Source organism: Gloeocapsopsis crepidinum LEGE 06123, assembly GCF_015207655.1.
GTDB lineage: Bacteria > Cyanobacteriota > Cyanobacteriia > Cyanobacteriales > Chroococcidiopsidaceae > Gloeocapsopsis > Gloeocapsopsis crepidinum.
Window position 1 is genome coordinate 13,473 of the sequence record NZ_JADEWN010000038.1, and the last position, 20,499, is coordinate 33,971.

A 20,499-nucleotide genomic window follows, 5' to 3' on the forward strand; every position below is an offset into this window, starting at 1 on the left:
AGATTGAGTATCTACTTAAAGAAGCAGCACATAAATCAGGAAGATGGTAAGAGGGCAAGCATTGTAATAATTCTTATAAGGAAAAATAAGGCTTCTTCTTTTCCTTGCTTTGTGCTCGATACCGAGTATACTTATTTAAGAATCTTTATCAATAGCTGTTGCACCAAGTGGAACTTAGTACTTAAATCAAGTGTTAAACCTTGTAAAGGCAATTCATTAAAATATCCTATGTCAACCTACACTTAAAAGCATAAAGACACGCTACGCTGTCCTACAGTGGCTGATGGCGGAGCTATGACATTACAAGATTTTAGAATCACCTTTGTCAAGCGGAAATAATACAATAAATAAACATATATTGTTAAACTTAGTAACAAAGCTGAAAACACTGGGGTATTGTAACGGCTATGGGTCGAATTGGAGTACTATTACTCAATCTAGGTGGACCGGATCAATTAGAAGATGTCGGACCGTTTCTGTTTAACTTGTTTTCTGACCCAGAAATCATTCGTCTTCCCTTTCCTTGGTTACAAAAACCCCTAGCTTGGTTTATTTCTACTCGACGTACTAAGCTTTCGCAAGAAAATTACCGCCAAATTGGAGGTGGTTCACCACTACGTCAGATCACTGAAGAACAAGCCGCAGCGCTAGAAGGACAGTTACGCAAAAAAGGTCACGAAGCGAAAGTATATGTCGGGATGCGTTATTGGCATCCGTTTACTGAAGAGGCGATCGCTCGGATCAAACGCGACAACGTCCAACGTTTAGTAATTTTACCTTTGTATCCTCAATTTTCAATCAGCACCAGTGGTTCTAGTATCCGGTTACTACAAAGACTGTGGCAAGAAGATCCGAAACTTGAAAAAATTGAATACACGGTGATTCCTTCCTGGTACAAACAGTCAGGATATTTGCAAGCAATGGCGCAGTTAATCGCGCAAGAACTCGATCAGTTTCCTAACCCTGATGCAGTTCACGTCTTTTTTAGTGCGCATGGCGTACCAAAAAGCTATGTTGAAGAAGCGGGCGATCCTTACCAACAAGAAATCGAAGAGTGTACTGAACTAATCATGCAGACGCTCAATCGACCTAATGCTCATACGCTAGCTTATCAAAGTCGTGTTGGTCCTGTAGAGTGGTTGCAACCTTACACAGAAGATGCACTCAAGGAACTAGGGAGTCAAGGTGTAGAAAACATCGCAGTTGTTCCAATTAGCTTTGTTTCTGAACACATTGAGACACTGCAAGAAATTGATATTGAATACCGCGAAGTTGCTGAAGAAGCAGGAATTCATCACTTCCGCCGCGTTCCAGCGTTGAACACTCACCCTGTATTTATTCAGGCGATGGTTGACTTGGTAGAAGAAGCAGTGAAAAGCCCCAGTCTCAAGCTATCGCAAGTCACTCAGATGAAGAAGAAAGTCAGAATGTACCCACAGGAACGTTGGGAGTGGGGTATGACGACAACAGCAGAAGTATGGAACGGTCGTTTAGCAATGCTAGGCTTTTTAGCACTAGTGATTGAGTTGATTACAGGACGCGGGTTACTACACTTTGTCGGAATTTTGTAATATATGTTGTATCACCAGCATTCTCGATAATCTGCGATAAACTGCTGCATCCGAATCGGCTTGCGATGTAAGATTTGCTCGAGATCTGCAGTTATTCTTGCAGCAAAACCTAACCGCGCTGTTGTGTAGATTGCAATCATAACAGCAATAAACTGAAGACTGAAACCTTGCTTATACATTCTGGTAAAAAACTGGAAAATAGATGGGTTGGTATAAACAACTGTTTTACCAAGTACTCGTGTAAACATGTCCGCAACTTGATAGTAGTCTAGTGCCTCATCTCCAGTCAGTGCATACGATTGGTTGTTGTATCCAGGTTCAGTGAGGGCTTTTACAGCAACGGAAGCAATATCACGCACGTCAATAAAACTTGTCTTACCTTTACCTGCGGGAACAAATATTTCTTGGTGTTTAATATCCTCTTGATGCATAGTGCTGAGGTTTTGCATAAAGAAACTAGCCCGCAAAAATGTGTAAGATATGCCAACTGATTTGATGTATGATTCAATCTTCGCGTGAGGAACAATGGGGTTATATTCTGTACCTAGCAGAGATAAAAAGACAATATGTTGAACGCCTGCAGCTATAGCGGCGTCAATTGCAGGGTTGATGTATCGTTTGACTTGTGCGATCGCCGGAGGACGTACTAGAAAAAGTTTGCTAACACCCTGTAATGCAGGACTAAATGTATTCTGCTGCTGAAAGTCAAAAATGACGTACTCCACTTGAGGAGTTAATGTATCGTCAATATTTTTTAAGTCCCGTACCGCAGCTTTGATTTGATAACCTCGATCGTGAAGCAAGCACACAACCTCACTACCGACATTACCAGTTGCGCCTGTGACTAAAATTTTGCTATTCATTAGACCTCCTCCATGAATCACAGATGCCTTACGATTGAAGTCGGGCTATCACCTTCGTGCACTCAAAACCCGCCTTTTAGCAGTAAGTCCACCTCCTTGAACTTTGTTTATTTAGCTAGCGAATTCATGCGACCAGCATTCACGCAGGATGTCTATTGTTGTTTGTACCAACGGTGTAAATTTTTCATGCTACGGACTGCTAATAATAACAACATGAGAGCAACCAATCCTCCTACTTGGGGTGCATTAACAGCTAAAAATACGAAGAGAATACACAAAACATCTTGCAGAAAGACGACCCATAATGGAAAACTATGTAAACGGTAAAACCAACCACTTTGTACAAGTTGTAATACAAAGGCAAGTAATGCGCCAACAATGCCGAATAACCAACTATGAAGTGTCGCGCCAGTTGTTACACTAACAGCTAAAAATGCACCGACAAACGGACTAAATATCAGTTGAACTAATTGTAAAAGCCGCTGAATTAATCGTTGTTTGCTACCAACTAGTTCTATTAAAGAACCAATAATTAATCCACTCAAAACAACAAGTGAAGGAATGTAAGTGAGTAATGGTATGCCTAAGGAGAAATCATGGTGTAAGATACCTATGACAAACAAGGGTACGGCAATACGCATACTAGCCGCCGCCGCTGCAGACAGTGCAGCTAAGAGTTCTATCATGGCGACATAGCGTCTACGTCACGACCTCCAGCTTATTGAAGCATTGGGTACTACAATACATTGTTAGATATCAAGTCGTTGATACACTTGCTCTAGGTTTTTCAGATGTTGCTTAGGATCGAAACACGTTTCAATTTCTTCTGGCGATAGCAGCTGAGTTACCCGCGCATCATTAATTATTAAATCATGAAAGTCGCCTTGCGGTTGATTCCAAGCTTGATGTGCGCACGATTGGACAACAGTATAAGCATCTTCGCGACTCATTCCTTTGTCTACGAGTGCTAGTAGTACTTTTTGGCTAAAAATGACTCCGCCATAGCAATTCATATTCCGTTCCATATTTTGCGGATATACAAGGAGGTTTTGGACTAAGTCAGTAATTTCTTTAAGCATAAAATGTGTCAAAATGCAAGAATCTGGTAGAATAACTCGTTCTACCGAGCTATGCGAAATATCGCGTTCGTGCCATAGTGCAACATTCTCAATCGCTGCGACAGCGTGAGAGCGGATTATCCGTGCCATTCCGGTTAAACGTTCAGAACGGATCGGATTGCGCTTGTGGGGCATTGCAGAAGAGCCTTTTTGCCCTTTAGCAAAGAATTCTTCAACTTCTAAAACATCTGTGCGTTGGAGGTTGCGAATTTCTACGGCAAAACGCTCAATTGATGCCGCTAGTAGGGCTAACTGTTGCACGTAATCGGCGTGAATATCGCGAGAAATAACTTGTGTTGATGCCGTATCAGGTTTTAAGCCGAGTTTCTCACAAGCGATCGCTTCTACTTGGGGGTCAATATTAGCGTATGTTCCAACTGCACCAGAAATTTTCCCGACTGCAATATCTTGCCGTAACCGCGCCAACCGTTGTTGATGACGGATAACTTCTGCCAGCCAGCCTGCGAGTTTAAAACCAAAAGTTATTGGTTCGGCATGAATGCCGTGCGATCGCCCTACCATAATGGTATAGCGGTGTTTTTGTGCTTGGGTACGAATTACGCCGATTAAATCTTGCACGCGCTGCAAAATAACATCAAGACTCGCAACCAGTTGTAGTGCTAAAGCTGTATCTAATACATCCGAACTTGTTAACCCCAGATGAATGTAGCGCCCTGCATCACCTACATACTCGTTGACATTTGTCAAGAAAGCAATAACATCGTGGCGAACTTCAGCTTCAATTTCTAAAACGCGCTGCGGATCAAAATCTGCCTTGGCTTTAATTTCTGCAACTGCATCGGTTGGAATATAACCCAGTTCTGCTTGCGCCTCACAAACAGCAATTTCTACCTGCAACCAAGTTTCTAACTTGTATGTTTCCGTCCACAATTCGCCCATTTCGGGCAGAGTATAACGCTCGATCACGCGTCCGCCACAATGAATACAACCGTCATATTTTACCGTTTAAATCACCAACCTTGTCAGCTAATCTCGATTTGACTAATACTGAATTGGTGATTAAGTTTAAACAAGATCAGCTTCTGCAAAAATTTGTTGTGGTGTTAGCACTAAACTTGGTAGTGTTGAATCAACAATTGGGCTATCACCAATATACTTTTGCCTCACATCATCAGGAGAAATAACGGTAATACTTTGAGTTTCAGGCTCTACTATCCAGACGTTAGCAACTCCAGCATTAAGATAATCCTTAGCTTTCTCCTCTAACTCCTTAACACTTTGATTAGGAGAGATTATTTCGATAATGATTTCAGGAGGAACGGGACAAGCTTCATTGCGTTTCCAACTCGCAGGTAGGCGTTTGTAGGAAATATACGCTATATCAGGAACAGGTACCCAGTCTTTACCTTGACATGGCACGTTGCGGCGAGGGAACCTCGCCGCCTTGTCGTGACGTTGTAAAACAATTGCCCATTCGGAACCAACTCTACCTTTACCTTTACACCAATTCCGTAACAAAATAATTAAAGCTGTTTGTAGAGCCGAATGGAAGTATTTTGGTGACACTTTAGGAACTGCTTGACCATCTATCAACTCATAGGTTACATCTCCTTCAGGTTGAGATAAAAATTTCGCTAAAGTAAGTGTGTCCGTAGGGTTCATATTTAACCTCAGCGATATTCGCCACTATAGACCTCCTGCATGAATCACTGATGTCCTACGACTCCCTTCGGGGCTATCCTCATCGTACCTTCGTACACTCAAAACTTGCCTTTTAGCAGTAAGTCCACCTCCGTGGACTTAGTTTATTTAGCTTGCGAATGAATTCGCAAGCGCATTCACGCAGGATGTCTTATGTTTAGCATACAAAAAAGCCTCCGGTGAAGGAGGCTGTGTTTTCGCAGTGGAACTTTTAAAGCGTTGGATTAGCCAATTAAACCTCGAATTCCGACAACCGCGATCGCACCAGCAATAGCAGATGCAGCTAATGAAGTCGCAGCAGCACTAAATAACCACCAAGCCGCACCAGCCACAGCTTTTTTGGTTTCTTCAGCTTGTTTCTGTGTTTGCTGCTTTAATAAAACGAGACGGCGTTGGACTTCTTCTTGAACTGCTTGTGCTCTTTGAATCACACTATTACGAGCTTCTTCAACTTGATCGATAATGCGATTGGCATCAGCTTCAGAGATATCCTCGCGAGAACTCAAAACAGAAACTAATGTTTCGCGGTCAAATTGACTTAAGCGATTCTGTAGTGCTTCAAATCCTGCTTGTGGATCGTCAAACACTTTTTGGAAGTCGGCTTTAATACCTTCGTAATTCAACTCAGGACGATCTAGTGAATTAAGATACTCCCTTGTTTTACCAAGAACACCATCAATCGTCGATTGCACTGTTTGCTGAACTTTTTGCACTTGCTCAACTAGTTGATTGCGGACAGACTCTACTTGATCTACAATCTCGTTTGCTTCTTCTTCTGAAATATCTTCGCGTTGAGATAACAAGGCAACTAATGTTTCGCGATCAAATTGCTGTAAGCGATCGCCAATATTTCCCAAACCCGCACGCGGATCGTTAAGCAACACTTGTAAATCGCGTTTGATTCCCTCAGGATTGAGTTCCTCTTTGTTGGTATTTTTCAAGTAGCCTTCTAAAGTAGCCCCAAAATCTTGCGCTTGCTTTTGTGCGCGGGTAGCCAAACGCCGTGGCGCTTTGACTATGTTGTTAATACTCTGTTGTACCTGATCGATTGCTTGATTAACTTGTTCTTCGCTCAAGTCTTCGCGCTGACTCAACAATTTTACTAAAGTTTCTCGGTCTACTTGTGCCAGGCGATCGCGTAATGCTAATGAACCTGCTTTTGGATCGTCAAGTAATTTTGTCAAGTCTCGTTGAATACCTTCAGGATCGAGTTCCTCTAAATTGGTATTGCGTAGGTATTCACCAATTTTCGCAGTAGTTTCCTCGTACTGTTTCTTGGCTTTGTCTGCTGCTTGTTGTGGTGCTTGCAGAATCCTTTTACGTACCGATTCGATTTGATCGATATTTTGATTAATTTGCTCCTCGCTTAAGTCTCCTCGCTGCGATAGTAATTGTACTAATGTATCGCGGTCAAACTGCGATAACCTTGCTCTCAAAGCGCCCAATCCTGCTTGCGGATCTTCTACAAGTTTTTGAAAATCGCGCTTGATACCTTCAGGATTTAATTCTTCCTTGTTGGTATTACGCAGATAATCTTCAACGTTTTGCCGCACTTCATCAGCTTTGGCTTGCGCTTGTTCTTGTACTTCTTTAGCACTATTGAGAACTGAATCGCGGGTACTTTCCAGTCGTCCTACAATATTATTTGCTTCTTCTTCACTTAAGTCATCTCGCTGTTTGAGAATTTCTACCAACGTGTCACGGTCAAATTGCTTTAAGCGATCGCTCAATGCATCAAACCCAGCTTCGGGATCTTCTAATAATATTTTGAACTCTTGCTCAATTCCTTCTGGATTGAGTTCTTCTTTACCCGTAGAACGTAGATAATTTTCTACTCGCGATCGCAGATCTTCTGATTGTTCTTGTGACTCGGATTGTTGTACAGTGTTGAGGACTTCTATGCGAAGACTTTCTATCTGTTCGGCAATATCGTTGATTTGAGACTCAAGCAAGTCTCCTCTTTGTTGCAGTTTTTGCACAACATAATCGCGGTCAATTTGTTCTAACTCGCGGCGTATTTTTCCAGGGGCAGCATCTGGATCGTAAATAACGTCTTTGAATTCTTGTTTAATTGTTTCGCGATTAAGATGCCATGCATAAGAGTTCAGCAAGTAGTTATCTAGATCGTTACGAATTAAACTGAAGGCTTGAGGCGTGTCGGCAACTTCCTCGCCAGCTTGTTTTGCTTTGTCCGCAACGTCACTGCCAGCTTCTTTAGCTTTCTCTGTAGTTTGACCCAGAACTTTTTGCAACTGGGCAGAAATTTTTTCAATATCTAAATCTGAAAGATCAGTTCTAGTCAGTAGTGCGCCAACCAAGGCTTCTACACCAAGTTGCATGGTTCTACCCATTGCCCCACCGCTTTGTTCCTGCTTCTGTGGTTGCTCTGACTTCTGTTCTGAACCGACAAGTTGCTGTAGTGTATTACCTATGTCACTAGAACGCAGTTGTTCTGCTGTTGCATTTTGCAGGAAGTTAAGTACCTTTGCTTGAGGATTACCCTGTTGACCAATTGTGTTTTGCCAAACACCTTCTAGCTGATCGGCGATCGCATTTACATCTTGTTTTGATAAATCTGTACGACTACTTACCAAATCAACAAAAGTTTGACGGTCAATGGTTTTAAGCACATCACCATCAGCAAGTGATGGTAAGTCTGCATCTTTAAGAATTTTCTGAAATTGATTGCCAATTTCTTCAGCATCCAACTTAGGTAATTGCAAGTTAGCCAAAGAACTTTGCAATGTATTTTGAATTACACTAGGGTCAAAACCTGAAGTTAGTTCCCGACGGACGGCTGCTGTAATCTCTTCAGCAGTAGATACTGCTTGACCTTTTGCCACGTTAGCACCAATTGCAGTTGTTGCTGTTCCCATAAGTCCTTGCAAACCAGAGGTTGCTGTACTCACAACCGAACCAATTAGAGAACCTACTGCTGTTGAACCTAGCCAAACTAACAGTGAAAAAAACGTTGCCCAGATAACTACGCCAATAATCGCACCCAGCAAAGAACTCTCAACCAAGCTCAATTTAACTGCTAGGAAACAAGCAACAAATAGCGCAATAGTAACTGTAATTAAAGTCCAAACTCCTACGACCCCTCCTATTTTGCGAATTCCTAAGTCTGAATCATCAGAACTTGTACCTCCTCCTAAAGATGAAATTCCAAATGCGACTGAGAAGTTAGTCAGTAGCAGTTGAAATGCAAATGCCATTACGACACCTGCTACCAATGCAACTAAAAATTGGGGACCTGAAAACATTACAGATGCTTCTTCGGGAGTGAGAATCTCCTCTGTTACTATTGGTATCTGCGCTAATCCTGATTGAGCGATTTCTCTACTAATTGCGATCGCTGCACCTTGAAGCATAATATTTACCTCATGAAAAAGTAAGCGCACCAAGTGATTGGTATTGCGCCGCTAGCGTAGTGTTAGTATCCAGATTTATAGATTGACAAAGTTTACTAATTAAATCATCTCTCTGAAGTTTGACAAGATAAAGGTTGCTTCTACAAACTTCGATAGAATTAAAGATAACTGAATATATGCCTAAGTTTTTTTACTTATAAAGTATTTGTCAGAATAAGTTATGCGTGATGTAAAACGAAGATGAACTTGATTGTCATAATGAGTACATAAATACAATCTATGCACGTCACTGTCTGTATTTTATAACTTTTGTTTAGTTATACGTTTGTCCTTCAATTCTCTTTTTATTAACCTAAAGCCTAAAAAAGCTTTATCAAATAGTTAATAATATAGTTGCATTTTTAAATTTTAATTAATATTTATATTTATTTAACCCAAAACAGCTGATGTTACAAAACTGTAGCTACACAAACATTACCAATTTGCGATTCTTACTTTGTCATTGAGGAACTTTACAGCTAGTTTATGTTGTCGGGTTTGAAGCTGTTGGCATTTAGACGGTTGGGAGAAAGACTGTTGAAAATATGTTCGTAATTTTATTTAACCCCAATACTATGCCACGGAGACTAGATCAGGATGAGGACAACAGATATCGTTAATCCACAACCTTATTCTGTCGCACGCGACAAGCAAATTACTAAAGGCGCTTAAAAGTTATCGTGATTCGCGATCGCATCCTTAATTTTGTGCAATACGTCATCTACAGGCATAACACCTAATTCTCCCGCTGCACGAGTACGAATACTTAAACTATTCGCTTCGACTTCCTTTGCGCCAACAACTGCCATAACAGGAATCTTTTCCTTTTCAGCATTGCGAATGAGTTTACCAAGTCGCTCATTACTCGTATCTGCTGCCGCACGGATACCACCTGCACGCATTTTTGTTGCAACATTCATAGCAAAATCTTGCTGCGCTTCACTTACTGGTAACAAACGCACTTGTGCTGGAGCTAACCATAATGGAAAATCTCCTGCATACTCCTCAATCAAAATCCCGATTAATCGTTCCAAAGAACCAAAAGGTGCGCGGTGAATCATGACTGGACGCTTGCGCGTACCATCTTCGGCAACGTATTCTAAGTCAAATCGCTCAGGCAAATTGTAATCAACTTGCACAGTACCTAGTTGCCACTCGCGTTCTAAAGCATCTTTGACAATAAAATCAAGCTTAGGACCATAAAAGGCAGCCTCTCCAATACCCTCAAAGTGATCCATTCCCAAAGTTTCTACAGCACGACGAATCGCGTTTTCAGCTTTGTTCCATGCATCATCAGAACCAATATACTTATCTGAAGTTGGATCGCGGAAACTAAGTCGGGCTTTAAAGTTTTGGTCGAGTCGCAGGCTTTTAATCACAGACAAAATCAAATCTACGACGTTGAGAAATTCGCTATCTAATTGTTCCGGTGTGACAAACAAGTGTGCATCATCTTGAGTAAAGCCTCGTACTCGCGTCAGTCCACCAAGTTCTCCAGATTGTTCATAGCGATATACCGTGCCAAATTCTGCTAAACGCAGTGGTAATTCTCGGTACGAACGTAACTCACTTTTGTAAATCTGGATGTGGAAAGGACAGTTCATTGCTTTTAAAACAAAGCCTTCCTCTTCCTTTTCACCCATCATGGGGAACAAATCATCTTTGTATTTTTGCCAGTGACCTGATATTTTGAACAATTCCACTCGACTAATGTGTGGAGTCACAACAGGTTGATAGCCTCGATTGATTTGTTCTTGCTTCAAAAAGTCTTCTAAGACACTACGCAGAATAGTTCCTTTTGGCGTCCACAAAGGCAAACCAGGACCAACATCATCGCTAAAAACAAAGAGTCCTAACTCTTTCCCTAACTTACGGTGATCGCGGCGTAGTGCTTCTTCTTTACGGCGTTTGTATTCGGCAAGTTGTTCTGGAGATTCCCACGCCGTAGCATAGATTCGTTGCAACTGTGCTTTAGTTTCATCACCACGCCAGTACGCCCCAGCAACACTTTCTAGTTCTATTGCTTTAGGGCTAAGTTCACTCGTATTCTCAAGGTGGGGACCTGCACACAAATCCCACCACTCATCTCCTAAGTGGTAAATCGTAATCGGCTCTTGTTTAATATCATCAAGGATTTCTAGCTTGTATGGTTCGTTAATTGCTTTAATCCGTCGTTGGGCTTCTTCGCGGCTAACTTCTTCGCGAATGACTGGCAATTTGCGGTTAATAATTTTCACCATCTCTTTTTGGATGGCTTTTAAGTCTTTTTCGGTAAATGGCTCTGGATTGTCAAAATCATAATAGAATCCGTTTTCAATCCAAGGACCAATCGTTACTTGCGCTTTGGGAAACAACTTCTGTACTGCCATCGCCATGATGTGAGACGCAGTATGACGAATTTTCTTCAAAGTCTCCGATTCACTAGTACGCGGCAATTGAATCTTAGGTTGCTGCTGTGCGGGAGATTGAGCAGATGACATTTGTTGAACCATTGGCGGTAACTGAAATTAAGCGATCGCAATTATCACTGCCTCTATCTTATCGGTACTTCTCATCAACTCGCAGCAATTTATGCTCGCTCCTCAAATTTACATCCCTTGGCAGAATGTTAACAATTGTAAATAAAGTTAAGATTAAGAAATAGGAGAGTAATTTAGTGTTTGCTTTATGCTTAACTCCAATCTACCAGAGCCTGAATTGCTCAAAACCATATTGCAACCGCTGCTTGAGGACTTTCAGTATTGGTTTGAGCGATCGCGCCATCTTCTAGAAACCGAGCAAATCGCTTTTCTAGATGAGCAGCAACAGTTTGACTTGCTTGAGCGCGTTAAGCAAGCACAGCAGGAGGTCAACTCAGCACAAATGTTATTTAAAGTAACAGGGGGACAAGTGGGTATTGATATGGCAGCAATGATGCCTTGGCACCAGTTACTGACAGAATGCTGGAAAATCGGAATGAGGTTTCGCTCGGAGCAGTCTCATAAACGGGAAAGAAGATCAGACAACTCTTAAGATTTCTGAGATACTCATTATAAATGATGGTTGATTAGCTAAAATGCTGCCCTGCAAAATCAACTGTTTAGACAATAAAACCATAATAAATCTGCTGGCTGCCTTGGAGAATAATGCAATGTTACACCTGCTTTACATTTTAGCTTTTACAATTCTTGCCTTAATTGCCGTTAGTAACTTAATTCGCAATCTTTTAATGTTCAGCCGAGAACGCGATAGAACTTATCCAGCGCGATCGCCTCAAAACAGCCAAGGTAGCTATTCTGCTTCACCTCATTCTGTACCGCATCCAGAGCTATTGGATACTGCAGGAAACATCATCAAAGATCCGCTGTTGGTCATTCGCTCAATCAGTGTTGAAGATGCTCGCCAACAACTTGATGCCCTCTACGACTCTTCTCCTGGCTACAAAGGTGAAAACCAAGAGGAAGCATAACTCAATCTCAGCTTATCTAAAAAGCAATTGGCAGTTAGCTAAAAGCACTAACAGCTAATTTTGCTTGAGTTGAACTGCAACTTAAAATTATCAAGCTATCGAGTAAATTCACATCAAATCAGAAGTATTTAGATTAGGACTTAGTGTTGCGATTTCCAGAAAAATTTCTTTGGGGTGCTGCCACCTCTGCTTATCAAATCGAAGGCGCGTGGAACGAAGACGGTAAGGGAGAAAGCATTTGGGATACTTTTACACACCGTCTTCATACAATACATAACAATGAAAGTGGCGATATTGCCTGTAACCACTATCATCAAATGCCTGAAGATGTGGCTTTAATGAAAGAACTAGGACTACAGACGTACCGCTTTTCGATTTCTTGGTCGCGGGTATTGCCACAAGGCAAAGGTGCAATTAATCATAAAGGACTCGATTTCTACGATCAACTAGTAGATCAATTACTAGCAGCAGAAATTATCCCAAACGTTACGCTATTTCATTGGGATTTGCCTCAAGCATTGCAAGATCGAGGTGGTTGGAATAATCGCGACAGTGTCGAGTGGTTTTGCGAGTATGCACAACTAATGTTTCAGCGCTTAGGCGATCGCGTTCCGTTGTGGTCTACGCACAACGAACCTTGGTCACACGCTTTTCAAGGATATAGCTTCGCAAATCATGCTCCAGGAATTGCCTGTGCTGCTCAAGCATACCAAACTGTACATCACTTATTGCTATCGCACGGCAAGGCAGTACAACTGTTTCGTCAAGGAGGTTATAAAGGGGAAATTGGTATAGTTTTAAGCTTTCGGCATTACTTACCAGTTAGTGACAGTGAAAGCGATCGCGCTGCGTGTCAACGCGCGTATGAAGACAAAGTATCAATGTTTCTGCAACCACTATTTCGAGGACATTATCCAGAAAATTTAATCGATTGGTTAGGTACGCAAGCTCCGCAAATTCACGATGGCGACTTAGAATTTATTCAGCAACCAATTGATTATTTAGGTGTAAATTATTACTATACATTGTCAGTATCATTTGCATCGAGTGGTGGTTTACTCAAGCTCAAATCTGTGCCTTTTTCTGCGCCAGGTTGGGGTCATACTGAAATGGGCTGGGGTGTTAATCCAGAAGGCTTAAAAGCAGTATTGCTTGATATTAAAGAAAACTACGGCAATCCTAAGATTTATATTACTGAAAATGGCTGTGCATTGGAAGATCAACCGGATACCATAGGATTTGTTGCTGATTGGGGACGTATAAATTATTTAAGAGATCACTTACGAGCAATACACGAAGCAATTCAAACAGGAGCGAATATTCAAGGCTATTATCTTTGGAGTTTTCTAGATAATTTTGAGTGGTCGAATGGATACCGACCGCGCTTTGGTATTGTGCGCGTAGATTTTGAGACGTGTAAACGTACTCCGAAACAAAGTGCTTATTGGTATAAAGAAGCGATCGCCCGAAATGGCATAGAGTAGTTGTTAGGAATCTAGATAACTTTGAATAATCTCAACCGCCCGTCCAACTCCATCTTCTGCACGAATGCGATCACCTAAAGCAAGAGCGTTGTTCGTCATAGTTTCATTGCAAATCACATTTTGAATTGCGGTAGCAAACTGATCGCGAGTGAGTTCTTTTTGAGGAATTGGCAAGGTTCCTACACCTAAATCTGCAACTCGCTGTCCCCAAAATGGTTGATCGACGCCGAAGGGAATAACTACTGAAGGAACACCTGCCCGTAAAGCTGCGGCTGTTGTGCCTGCACCACCGTGATGAACTACCGCACGGCACAAAGGAAACAACCAGTCATGAGAAATGCTGCCAGTAATTGAAAATACATTGTCTGGTAAATCAACACCTTGTAAACCTCCCCAATTCAACAAAATGCCGCGCTGTTTTGTTTGTATAAAAGCGTCTAGTATCAAATTTGTGACTACTTCTGGATTTCGTTCGCTCATGCTACCAAAACCAACGTAAATTGGTGGCACTCCTGATTCAATGAAATCAACTAAATCTAGTGGTGGTTGCCACTGGGAATCTTCTAAAAACCAATAGCCCGTAACATAAGCCCAGTCTGACCAATCTTTCGGCTTGGGAATTACAGTCGGGCTAAAACAATGAAGAATCGGTATTTGCTGCTGTTGTAAATGAGAGTAAAGACCTGCGAAAGGTGCTGGTGGTAAGTTTAGATTCTGTCGCCAGTGATTAATTTTTTTTCGCACTGATTGCCAACGCAGTTGTTCGTGAATGACATACGTTAACCAGTTGTAAGTGCCACCAAAATTGATGGGAGTTGTGTAAAGTGGATGGGGAAATGCTCGTGTACGAGTTAATGGATTTGTAAACGCTGCAAAGCACGGTACTTGTAGTTTTTCAGCAATATGATAGCCAGGTAAGGCAACTTGAGAATAAATAATGGCTTCTGTGTCTTGACAGCAGTTCCAGCAATCTTCTAAAAGTTGTTCTAGGTGATCGCAGAAGATTTGCCAGTAATCAACATTTTTGGCTAAAGCTTGAATATATTCTTGAGGATTTGTGCCTACTGCTGCAAAGTCTAATCCATGACTGCGCACGAATTGTGCAAATCGAGCATAAGACACAATTTGTATTTGATGACCAGCTGCTTGTAACCCTAATCCTAATGCTATGTAGGGCTGCACATCACCTCGACTACCAATCGCTAAGATCGTCATTTGCATATTATTTTCTGGTCATCTTGTATTAAAAATAGGTATACCGATTCTTAATTAAAAGAACTCAGGGGCAAATCTAACGAGAGATAGAGGAAAACTAGTCAAACTTCGTGTTTGCTCATGATTGTAGTTTATGCTAAGACTTGTATGAAACATTTACATTTTTTTCAATCTATCTTGAACTTATATTTTTTGCTGAGTCCTAGCTATACAGAATAGTTGACAGGGTTTGTCGCCTATCTAAAGGAGGAGGCATTATTATGGTTATTTCGCTAAACATAAATAATTGTAAAGAAATTCTCAGAATTCACCCACGCCACTAGGAGAAATAATGCAGGGAATTCGCGTTGCTAATGCCCCTTGTTCTTGGGGTGATTTGGGAGTGCAAGGACTTGAGGGTGAAAGTATTGGTTATCAACAAATGTTGGACGAGCTAGTTGCAACTGGCTATGTTGGTACTGATTTAGGTGATTGGGGATATATGCCTACAGACCCAAATCAGTTAACAGCTGAACTTGAGCGCCGTAATCTCACAATCATCAGTGGCTATGTTCCAGTAGCTGTGAAAAATCCAGAATCACATCAACAAGCTGAAGCACAGGCTCTCAAAATTGCCCGATTGCTATCGACAGTTGCAGACACGAGTGATACTCAAAAAAGCCGCCCTTTCATGGTGGTGATGGATGAAATTGGTGCTGTCCCTGTACGAACGCAAAATGCAGGAAGAGTTGAGCCAGGAATGGAGTTAAGCGACGAGGAGTGGGGTAAATGCATTGCAGGGGCTGAGCGGATTGCACGCGCGATTCGGGATGAAACAGGAATGCGGACAACGTTTCATCATCATTGTGCTTCTTATCTAGAAACACCAAAAGAAATTGCCCACTTTTTAGAGCAAACTGATCCCAATTTGATTGGCTTAACTTTAGACACTGGACACTATGCTTATGGTGCGGCTACAGATGATGCGCAATCTGTATTAGAAGCTTTTGAGCGCTTTGGCGATCGCATCTGGCACGTACATTTTAAAGACTGTGACTTTGAACTTGCCCAAGCCTCCCGCAACCAAGGTTGGGATTATTTTGAGGCTGTGCGTCGCGGGCTATTCTGCGAACTTGGCAAAGGTGGCGTAGATTTTCCTGCGGTAGTTGCTTGGCTGCGCGAACATAATTATGACGGTTGGATTGTTGTCGAACAAGATGTACTTCCTGGTATGGGAACTCCTAAACAAAGTGCTCAGCGCAACCGAGAATATTTAAAGCAATTAGGATTGTAAAAAGTTAGCATCACCGCTCTTTGAGTGGAGTTATGAGTTATGAATTTTGAGTTTTGAATTTTAGAAAACATTTGTAACATTCTTAACTCAACATTCTTGAAAGCCTCCAATGCTTTATTCCCTGACTTTAGGTATGGGAATTCAACTCAACACTCAAAATTCAACACTCAAAACTCTTTTCCCTTCTACTATGGGAAGATCTATTGCCGACTTTTTGAATCGCTATGTTGTTGCCGCAAGTTGAGTAAAGAAACCGTTACATGGTTATGAGTATCACCTGTGGAGGCATCGGGTATCTTTTTTTTGAGTCTGCGAACAAATTCACGAATGACATCTGATTGAGTTCGCTCAACTTGCATACAGTATTGCCTAAGTATTTCTAACTCATCATCTGAAAGCCTAACAAACAGTCCTTTTTTCATGATCTTGTGTTATCAAAATGATATACATTTATTATGGGTTACTATTAGTACGGTCTCCACCAACAGAAACTCAGCTAACAAAAATTGCCAGCTGTGTTGATGTGTCCTATCGCTAGTATAAATAGTGACTGACATGGTAGAGGCAGAATAATGAGCAAAACAGCGTTGCTTTTTATATGTATGCTTTGGTATTAACTCGCAGAGTGTAGTCAACTCCATCACAATCATCAATATTGTTTGGATTGAAACAGCACCTGAACAATAACGAAAAGTAGTCCCCTGAGTATATTGCAATCTTGATTTGAATTTCTGTACGGAACCCAACCGAGGCAAAATTCAGCGCAAGAATCAATTTCCTCCAATATCAAGCCATTGGCAGCGATGAGTATATAACTTGGGCTATTGTCTGTAAGTGCGATTGCAGCGAACAGTCCCTTCTGTGTACCTAGCCTTTGCTTTCCCCGTTCGGCGAAGCTGTTGCCTAAGCTTAAGTGGTTGAGTGCTTGAAAACGTTGTGTTATAGCAGAGGTCAGAGATTAGAGAACGCGCGATCGCTTAGACCTGCGCTTGGAAGGTTAGGGTTAAAAGCTATTTAGGGTAAGGCTTTGATCTATAACGTCTTGATCTTTACTTTCATTGCTATATCTCGCAGCCACTACAACCAAATTGCCAGCAAAGGTTTTTATTTCCGAATCACACAACTTGTTAAGTCAAGAGGATTGAAGAGGGTTATGAGTGCAAAGTGGTCAGTCAAGACACAATTACCAGTTCATTACACTGTATTTGAGAGTTTCGACCTATTCAATCCTGATAACAACGCTTTGTTGTTCGACGGGCAGAATTCGAGCCTACAGTCTTTGCGTCGAGTCGTTGTCGTAGATGATTATGTTGAACGTCTCCACGGAGAACGCATTCGCCAGTACTTTCAGTATCACGAAATTGAATACCGCCTGATCTCGCTTTCGGTATCTGAAGATAACAAATCAATGGAGACAGTTTTTCAGGTAATTGAAGAACTGAATGCTTTTGAAGTTGCACGGCGATCGGAACCAGTGATTGCGATCGGCGGTGGCGTACTGATGGATATTGTTGGTTTAGCTGCTAACCTTTTTCGACGGGGAATTCCCTATATCCGTATTCCTACAACTTTATTAGGAGTCGTCGATGCGGCAATCGGTGCCAAAACAGCGGTAAACTTCCAAGGTCATAAAAATCGGATCGGTACATTCTATCCTCCACTTGCTGCAATACTTGATACAACACTGTTACAAACTTTAAGTGACAGACAAATTAGTAATGGTATTGCGGAGATTCTCAAAATTGCACTTGTCAAAGATACAGAATTATTTGAACTATTAGAGAATTACGGTGCGGCAATGCTAAGTAGCAAGTGCCAAAATCCAGAAGCCATGCCAATTATTCGGCGTTCCGTACAAGGCATGTTAGAAGATTTGGAATCCAATCTCTGGGAGGAGAAACTCGAAAGACTCGTAGATTACGGTCATACTTTCTGCCCTACACTGGAGTTGAAAGCTGTACCAAAACTCTTACACGGAGAAGCTGTTGCGGTTGATATGGCAATTTCTGTGATGCTTGCCTATCAAAGAAGTTTAGTCACTTATCAAGAAGTCGAACGCATTTATAATTTTATGCGCAGCGTGCGTTTACCATTACTACATCCGATTTGTACACCCGAACTGCTGTATGCAGCATTACAAAGTACAACAAAACATCGCAACGGGCTACAACGCTTTCCATTAACGGTAGGAATTGGTTCAGCACAATTTTTCCACGATATCACCTACGATGAAATCAAAACAGCCGTAAAAGCGATCGCACAATTAGAACCAGACGCAGCAATGCAAACTTCCTTGTAATTCATATCAACTTTATCGCTTTTACATTCAAAGACATGACTACAGTCAACGAGACGATCGAATATAACGAGCACCTCAGTCAATATATTCGCAACTTATTTGTTGTTGAAGACGACACTTTACAACAAATTCGCGAACGACCAGCAAAAGAGGGTTTACCTCCTCACGACATTAATCCAGAAGAAGGTCGCTTTTTGCAACTACTAGTCCGTGCTAGTAATGCCAAATCAGCAATAGAATTTGGCACGCTGGTAGGATATAGCAGTATCTGGATTGCCCGTGGCTTAGCAGCAGAAGGCAAACTATTCACCTTCGAGAAAGAACAGATGTGTGTGGACATTGCTAAGGATAATTTTGCCAAAGCTAATGTTGCTCACCAAATAGAGATTCTTTGTGGCGATGCTCACACCTTAGTTGATTCCGTTGCTGCTCAAGGACCTTTTGATTTCGTGTTCATCGACGCGGAGAAGACAGGTTACATTGATTACTTTAATTGGGCATTAGAAAATACCCGTCCTGGTGGGTTTATTGTTGCTCATAACGTATTCCTCCACTGCACCATCCTTGATTCAGACACAACTGATGAAGGAGTCAAAGCAATGCAGATGTTCCACAAACACGTTGCTACCTCTAACCGTGTCACGAGTACTGTATTTCCGGCAGGAGATGGAACTCTTGTTGCGGTAACTGCCTAAATCTGTTTTCTAGGTCATTATGGAATCAGTACAAACTCCCCGCAAGCAGGCTTTTGCTTTACTCAAGAGCCTTGGTACTCTGACTTTACTTTTATTAGCATTTCCATTTTCTTTGAGCGTTGTTGTCTTCACGCTGTTATGGAGTTTGCTAACAAGCTTATTTCAGCGTCGCGTACAGGCAAATCCGAAAAGGATTTTGCTTACTGGTGCTAAGATGACAAAATGCTTAACTCTGGCGCGATCGTTTCACGCAGCTGGGCATCGCGTTTTCATGGTAGAAACCAAAAAGTACTGGTTATCAGGCAATCAGTTTTCTAACTGTGTAGAAGCTTTGTACACCGTTCCTGCACCCCAACACGATACTGAGGGCTACATTCAGGGGCTACTGAACATTGTCAAGAAAGAAAAAATTGATATGTTCATTCCTGTATCTAGCCCAGTTGCTAGCTATTATGACTCTTTAGCCAAACCAGCATTGTCGCCCTATTGCGAAGTATTTGCGTTTGATGCTGAGACAACTAAGCTACTAGACAACAAGTTCACTTTTAACCAAAAAGCACATTTTGTAGGACTATCTGCGCCAAAAACCTTCTTAATTACCGATCCAGATCAAGTTCTCCAATTTGATTTTGCTGCTGATGGAAGTCAGTACATTCTTAAAAGCATTGCCTACGACTCAATCAATCGCTTAGCTTTGCTGAAGTTGCCCTGTGCTGCTGAAGAAATGGCTGAGTATGTTTACAGTCTGCCAATCAGCGAGGAAAATCCCTGGATTATGCAGGAGTTTCTCAAAGGGCAAGAGTATTGTACTCACGCTGTTGTTAGAGATGGACAGTTACTGCTTTATGCTTGTGCCAAATCCTGTGATTTCTTGGTTAACTACGAACACGACTACAATCCCGCAATTTTGGATTGGGTAAGTCGCTTTGTCAAAGAACTCAACCTGACAGGGCAAATTTGTTTGGACTTTATTCAAGCAGCGGATGGTACAGTTTATCCGATTGAATGTAATCCGCGAACAAGTACCTGTATCACTATGTTCCACGACCAACCAAAGGTAGTGGCAGATGCTTATCTCAGTAGTAGTGCACAAGCACCAAAAGAACCTGTGCAGCCTCTACCTGATAGTAAGCCTACTTATTGGACATTTCACGAGCTTTGGCGGTTACTGAATATTAAGACTTGGAGAGATTTTCAGTATCGGCTCAGCATTATTTTCAATGGTATAGATCCAGTTTTTCATCCTCGCGATCCATTGCCATTTCTCGGAGTCAATCACTGGCAAATTCCTTTGCTAATTCTCAACAACGTGCGTCAATTCAAAGGCTGGGAACGTATTGACTTCAACATTGGCAAGCTGGTGCAGTTAGGAGGCGATTGAAGTCTTAAAAGCCAGCTAACAGCTAACTATTAGCTAGGCTCAAAGCAAAATAATCTTCTACCCATTGAGTTGCAGCAAAT

Annotated in this window: 16 protein-coding genes; 8 read left to right on the forward strand and 8 right to left on the reverse strand. The window is 41.7% G+C overall.

The genetic code is table 11. From position 1 onward, the window contains the following. Nucleotides 1-407: 407 nt before the first annotated feature. Complete coding sequence (gene hemH / locus IQ230_RS15415) at nt 408-1,571, forward strand: ferrochelatase (protein WP_193932838.1); 1,164 nt, start codon at nt 408-410, stop codon at nt 1,569-1,571. An 11-nt stretch (nt 1,572-1,582) separates the two neighbouring features. Here the strand turns inward: hemH and IQ230_RS15420 are convergent, their stop codons facing one another. From IQ230_RS15420 to thrS, 6 genes are all read right to left on the reverse strand, one after another. After that, entirely contained in the window at nt 1,583-2,434 is an 852-nt protein-coding gene (locus tag IQ230_RS15420) for an SDR family oxidoreductase (protein ID WP_193932839.1), read from the reverse strand. Between the two features lie 152 nt (nt 2,435-2,586). Next, nucleotides 2,587-3,120, reverse strand: a complete 534-nt coding sequence (locus IQ230_RS15425) for a DUF4126 domain-containing protein (protein WP_193932840.1) — start codon at nt 3,118-3,120, stop codon at nt 2,587-2,589. Between the two features lie 63 nt (nt 3,121-3,183). Beyond that, on the reverse strand, nt 3,184-4,479 hold the full coding sequence (gene purB, locus IQ230_RS15430; protein WP_193932841.1) for an adenylosuccinate lyase: 1,296 nt from the start codon (nt 4,477-4,479) through the stop codon (nt 3,184-3,186). Nucleotides 4,480-4,578: 99 nt separating this feature from the next. Further along, nucleotides 4,579-5,175, reverse strand: a complete 597-nt coding sequence (locus IQ230_RS15435; RefSeq protein WP_193932842.1) for a Uma2 family endonuclease — start codon at nt 5,173-5,175, stop codon at nt 4,579-4,581. Between the two features lie 263 nt (nt 5,176-5,438). Next, nucleotides 5,439-8,585, reverse strand: coding sequence for an MFS transporter (locus IQ230_RS15440; protein WP_193932843.1), 3,147 nt, complete (start codon nt 8,583-8,585; stop codon nt 5,439-5,441). Nucleotides 8,586-9,292: 707 nt separating this feature from the next. Beyond that, entirely contained in the window at nt 9,293-11,104 is a 1,812-nt protein-coding gene (gene thrS, locus IQ230_RS15445) for a threonine--tRNA ligase (protein WP_407646667.1), read from the reverse strand. A gap of 187 nt (nt 11,105-11,291) precedes the next feature. Here thrS and IQ230_RS15450 point away from each other — a divergent pair, with 187 nt between their 5' ends. From IQ230_RS15450 to IQ230_RS15460, 3 genes are all read left to right on the forward strand, one after another. Next, nucleotides 11,292-11,636, forward strand: coding sequence for a DUF2605 domain-containing protein (locus IQ230_RS15450; RefSeq protein ID WP_193932845.1), 345 nt, complete (start codon nt 11,292-11,294; stop codon nt 11,634-11,636). A 118-nt stretch (nt 11,637-11,754) separates the two neighbouring features. Beyond that, the gene (locus IQ230_RS15455; protein ID WP_193932846.1) at nt 11,755-12,072 is read left to right on the forward strand and encodes a DUF2973 domain-containing protein; all 318 of its coding nucleotides are present in this window, start codon (nt 11,755-11,757) and stop codon (nt 12,070-12,072) included. Between the two features lie 143 nt (nt 12,073-12,215). After that, nucleotides 12,216-13,556, forward strand: a complete 1,341-nt coding sequence (locus tag IQ230_RS15460; protein ID WP_193932847.1) for a GH1 family beta-glucosidase — start codon at nt 12,216-12,218, stop codon at nt 13,554-13,556. A gap of 3 nt (nt 13,557-13,559) precedes the next feature. On the opposite strand, the gene IQ230_RS15465 is transcribed toward IQ230_RS15460, so the two are convergent. Beyond that, complete coding sequence (locus IQ230_RS15465) at nt 13,560-14,777, reverse strand: glycosyltransferase (RefSeq protein ID WP_193932848.1); 1,218 nt, start codon at nt 14,775-14,777, stop codon at nt 13,560-13,562. A 325-nt stretch (nt 14,778-15,102) separates the two neighbouring features. On the opposite strand from IQ230_RS15465, the gene IQ230_RS15470 reads away from it, so the two are divergent. After that, nucleotides 15,103-16,044, forward strand: coding sequence for a TIM barrel protein (locus tag IQ230_RS15470; RefSeq protein ID WP_193932849.1), 942 nt, complete (start codon nt 15,103-15,105; stop codon nt 16,042-16,044). A 200-nt stretch (nt 16,045-16,244) separates the two neighbouring features. On the opposite strand, the gene IQ230_RS26730 is transcribed toward IQ230_RS15470, so the two are convergent. Next, nucleotides 16,245-16,466 carry a ribbon-helix-helix domain-containing protein gene (locus IQ230_RS26730; protein ID WP_228054993.1) on the reverse strand — a complete coding sequence of 74 codons (222 nt, stop codon included), beginning with the start codon at nt 16,464-16,466 and terminating at the stop codon, nt 16,245-16,247. A 731-nt stretch (nt 16,467-17,197) separates the two neighbouring features. On the opposite strand from IQ230_RS26730, the gene IQ230_RS15480 reads away from it, so the two are divergent. Genes IQ230_RS15480 through IQ230_RS15490 form a run of 3 tightly spaced genes read left to right on the forward strand, consistent with a single transcriptional unit; the run spans nt 17,198 to nt 20,419 of the window. Continuing rightward, a complete protein-coding gene (locus tag IQ230_RS15480) occupies nt 17,198-18,343 on the forward strand; it encodes a sedoheptulose 7-phosphate cyclase (RefSeq protein WP_193932850.1) in 1,146 nt (381 codons plus the stop codon). A gap of 35 nt (nt 18,344-18,378) precedes the next feature. Next, the gene (locus tag IQ230_RS15485) at nt 18,379-19,038 is read left to right on the forward strand and encodes an O-methyltransferase (RefSeq protein ID WP_193932851.1); all 660 of its coding nucleotides are present in this window, start codon (nt 18,379-18,381) and stop codon (nt 19,036-19,038) included. A gap of 19 nt (nt 19,039-19,057) precedes the next feature. Next, nucleotides 19,058-20,419, forward strand: coding sequence for an ATP-grasp domain-containing protein (locus tag IQ230_RS15490; RefSeq protein WP_193932852.1), 1,362 nt, complete (start codon nt 19,058-19,060; stop codon nt 20,417-20,419). Nucleotides 20,420-20,499: the final 80 nt, after the last annotated feature.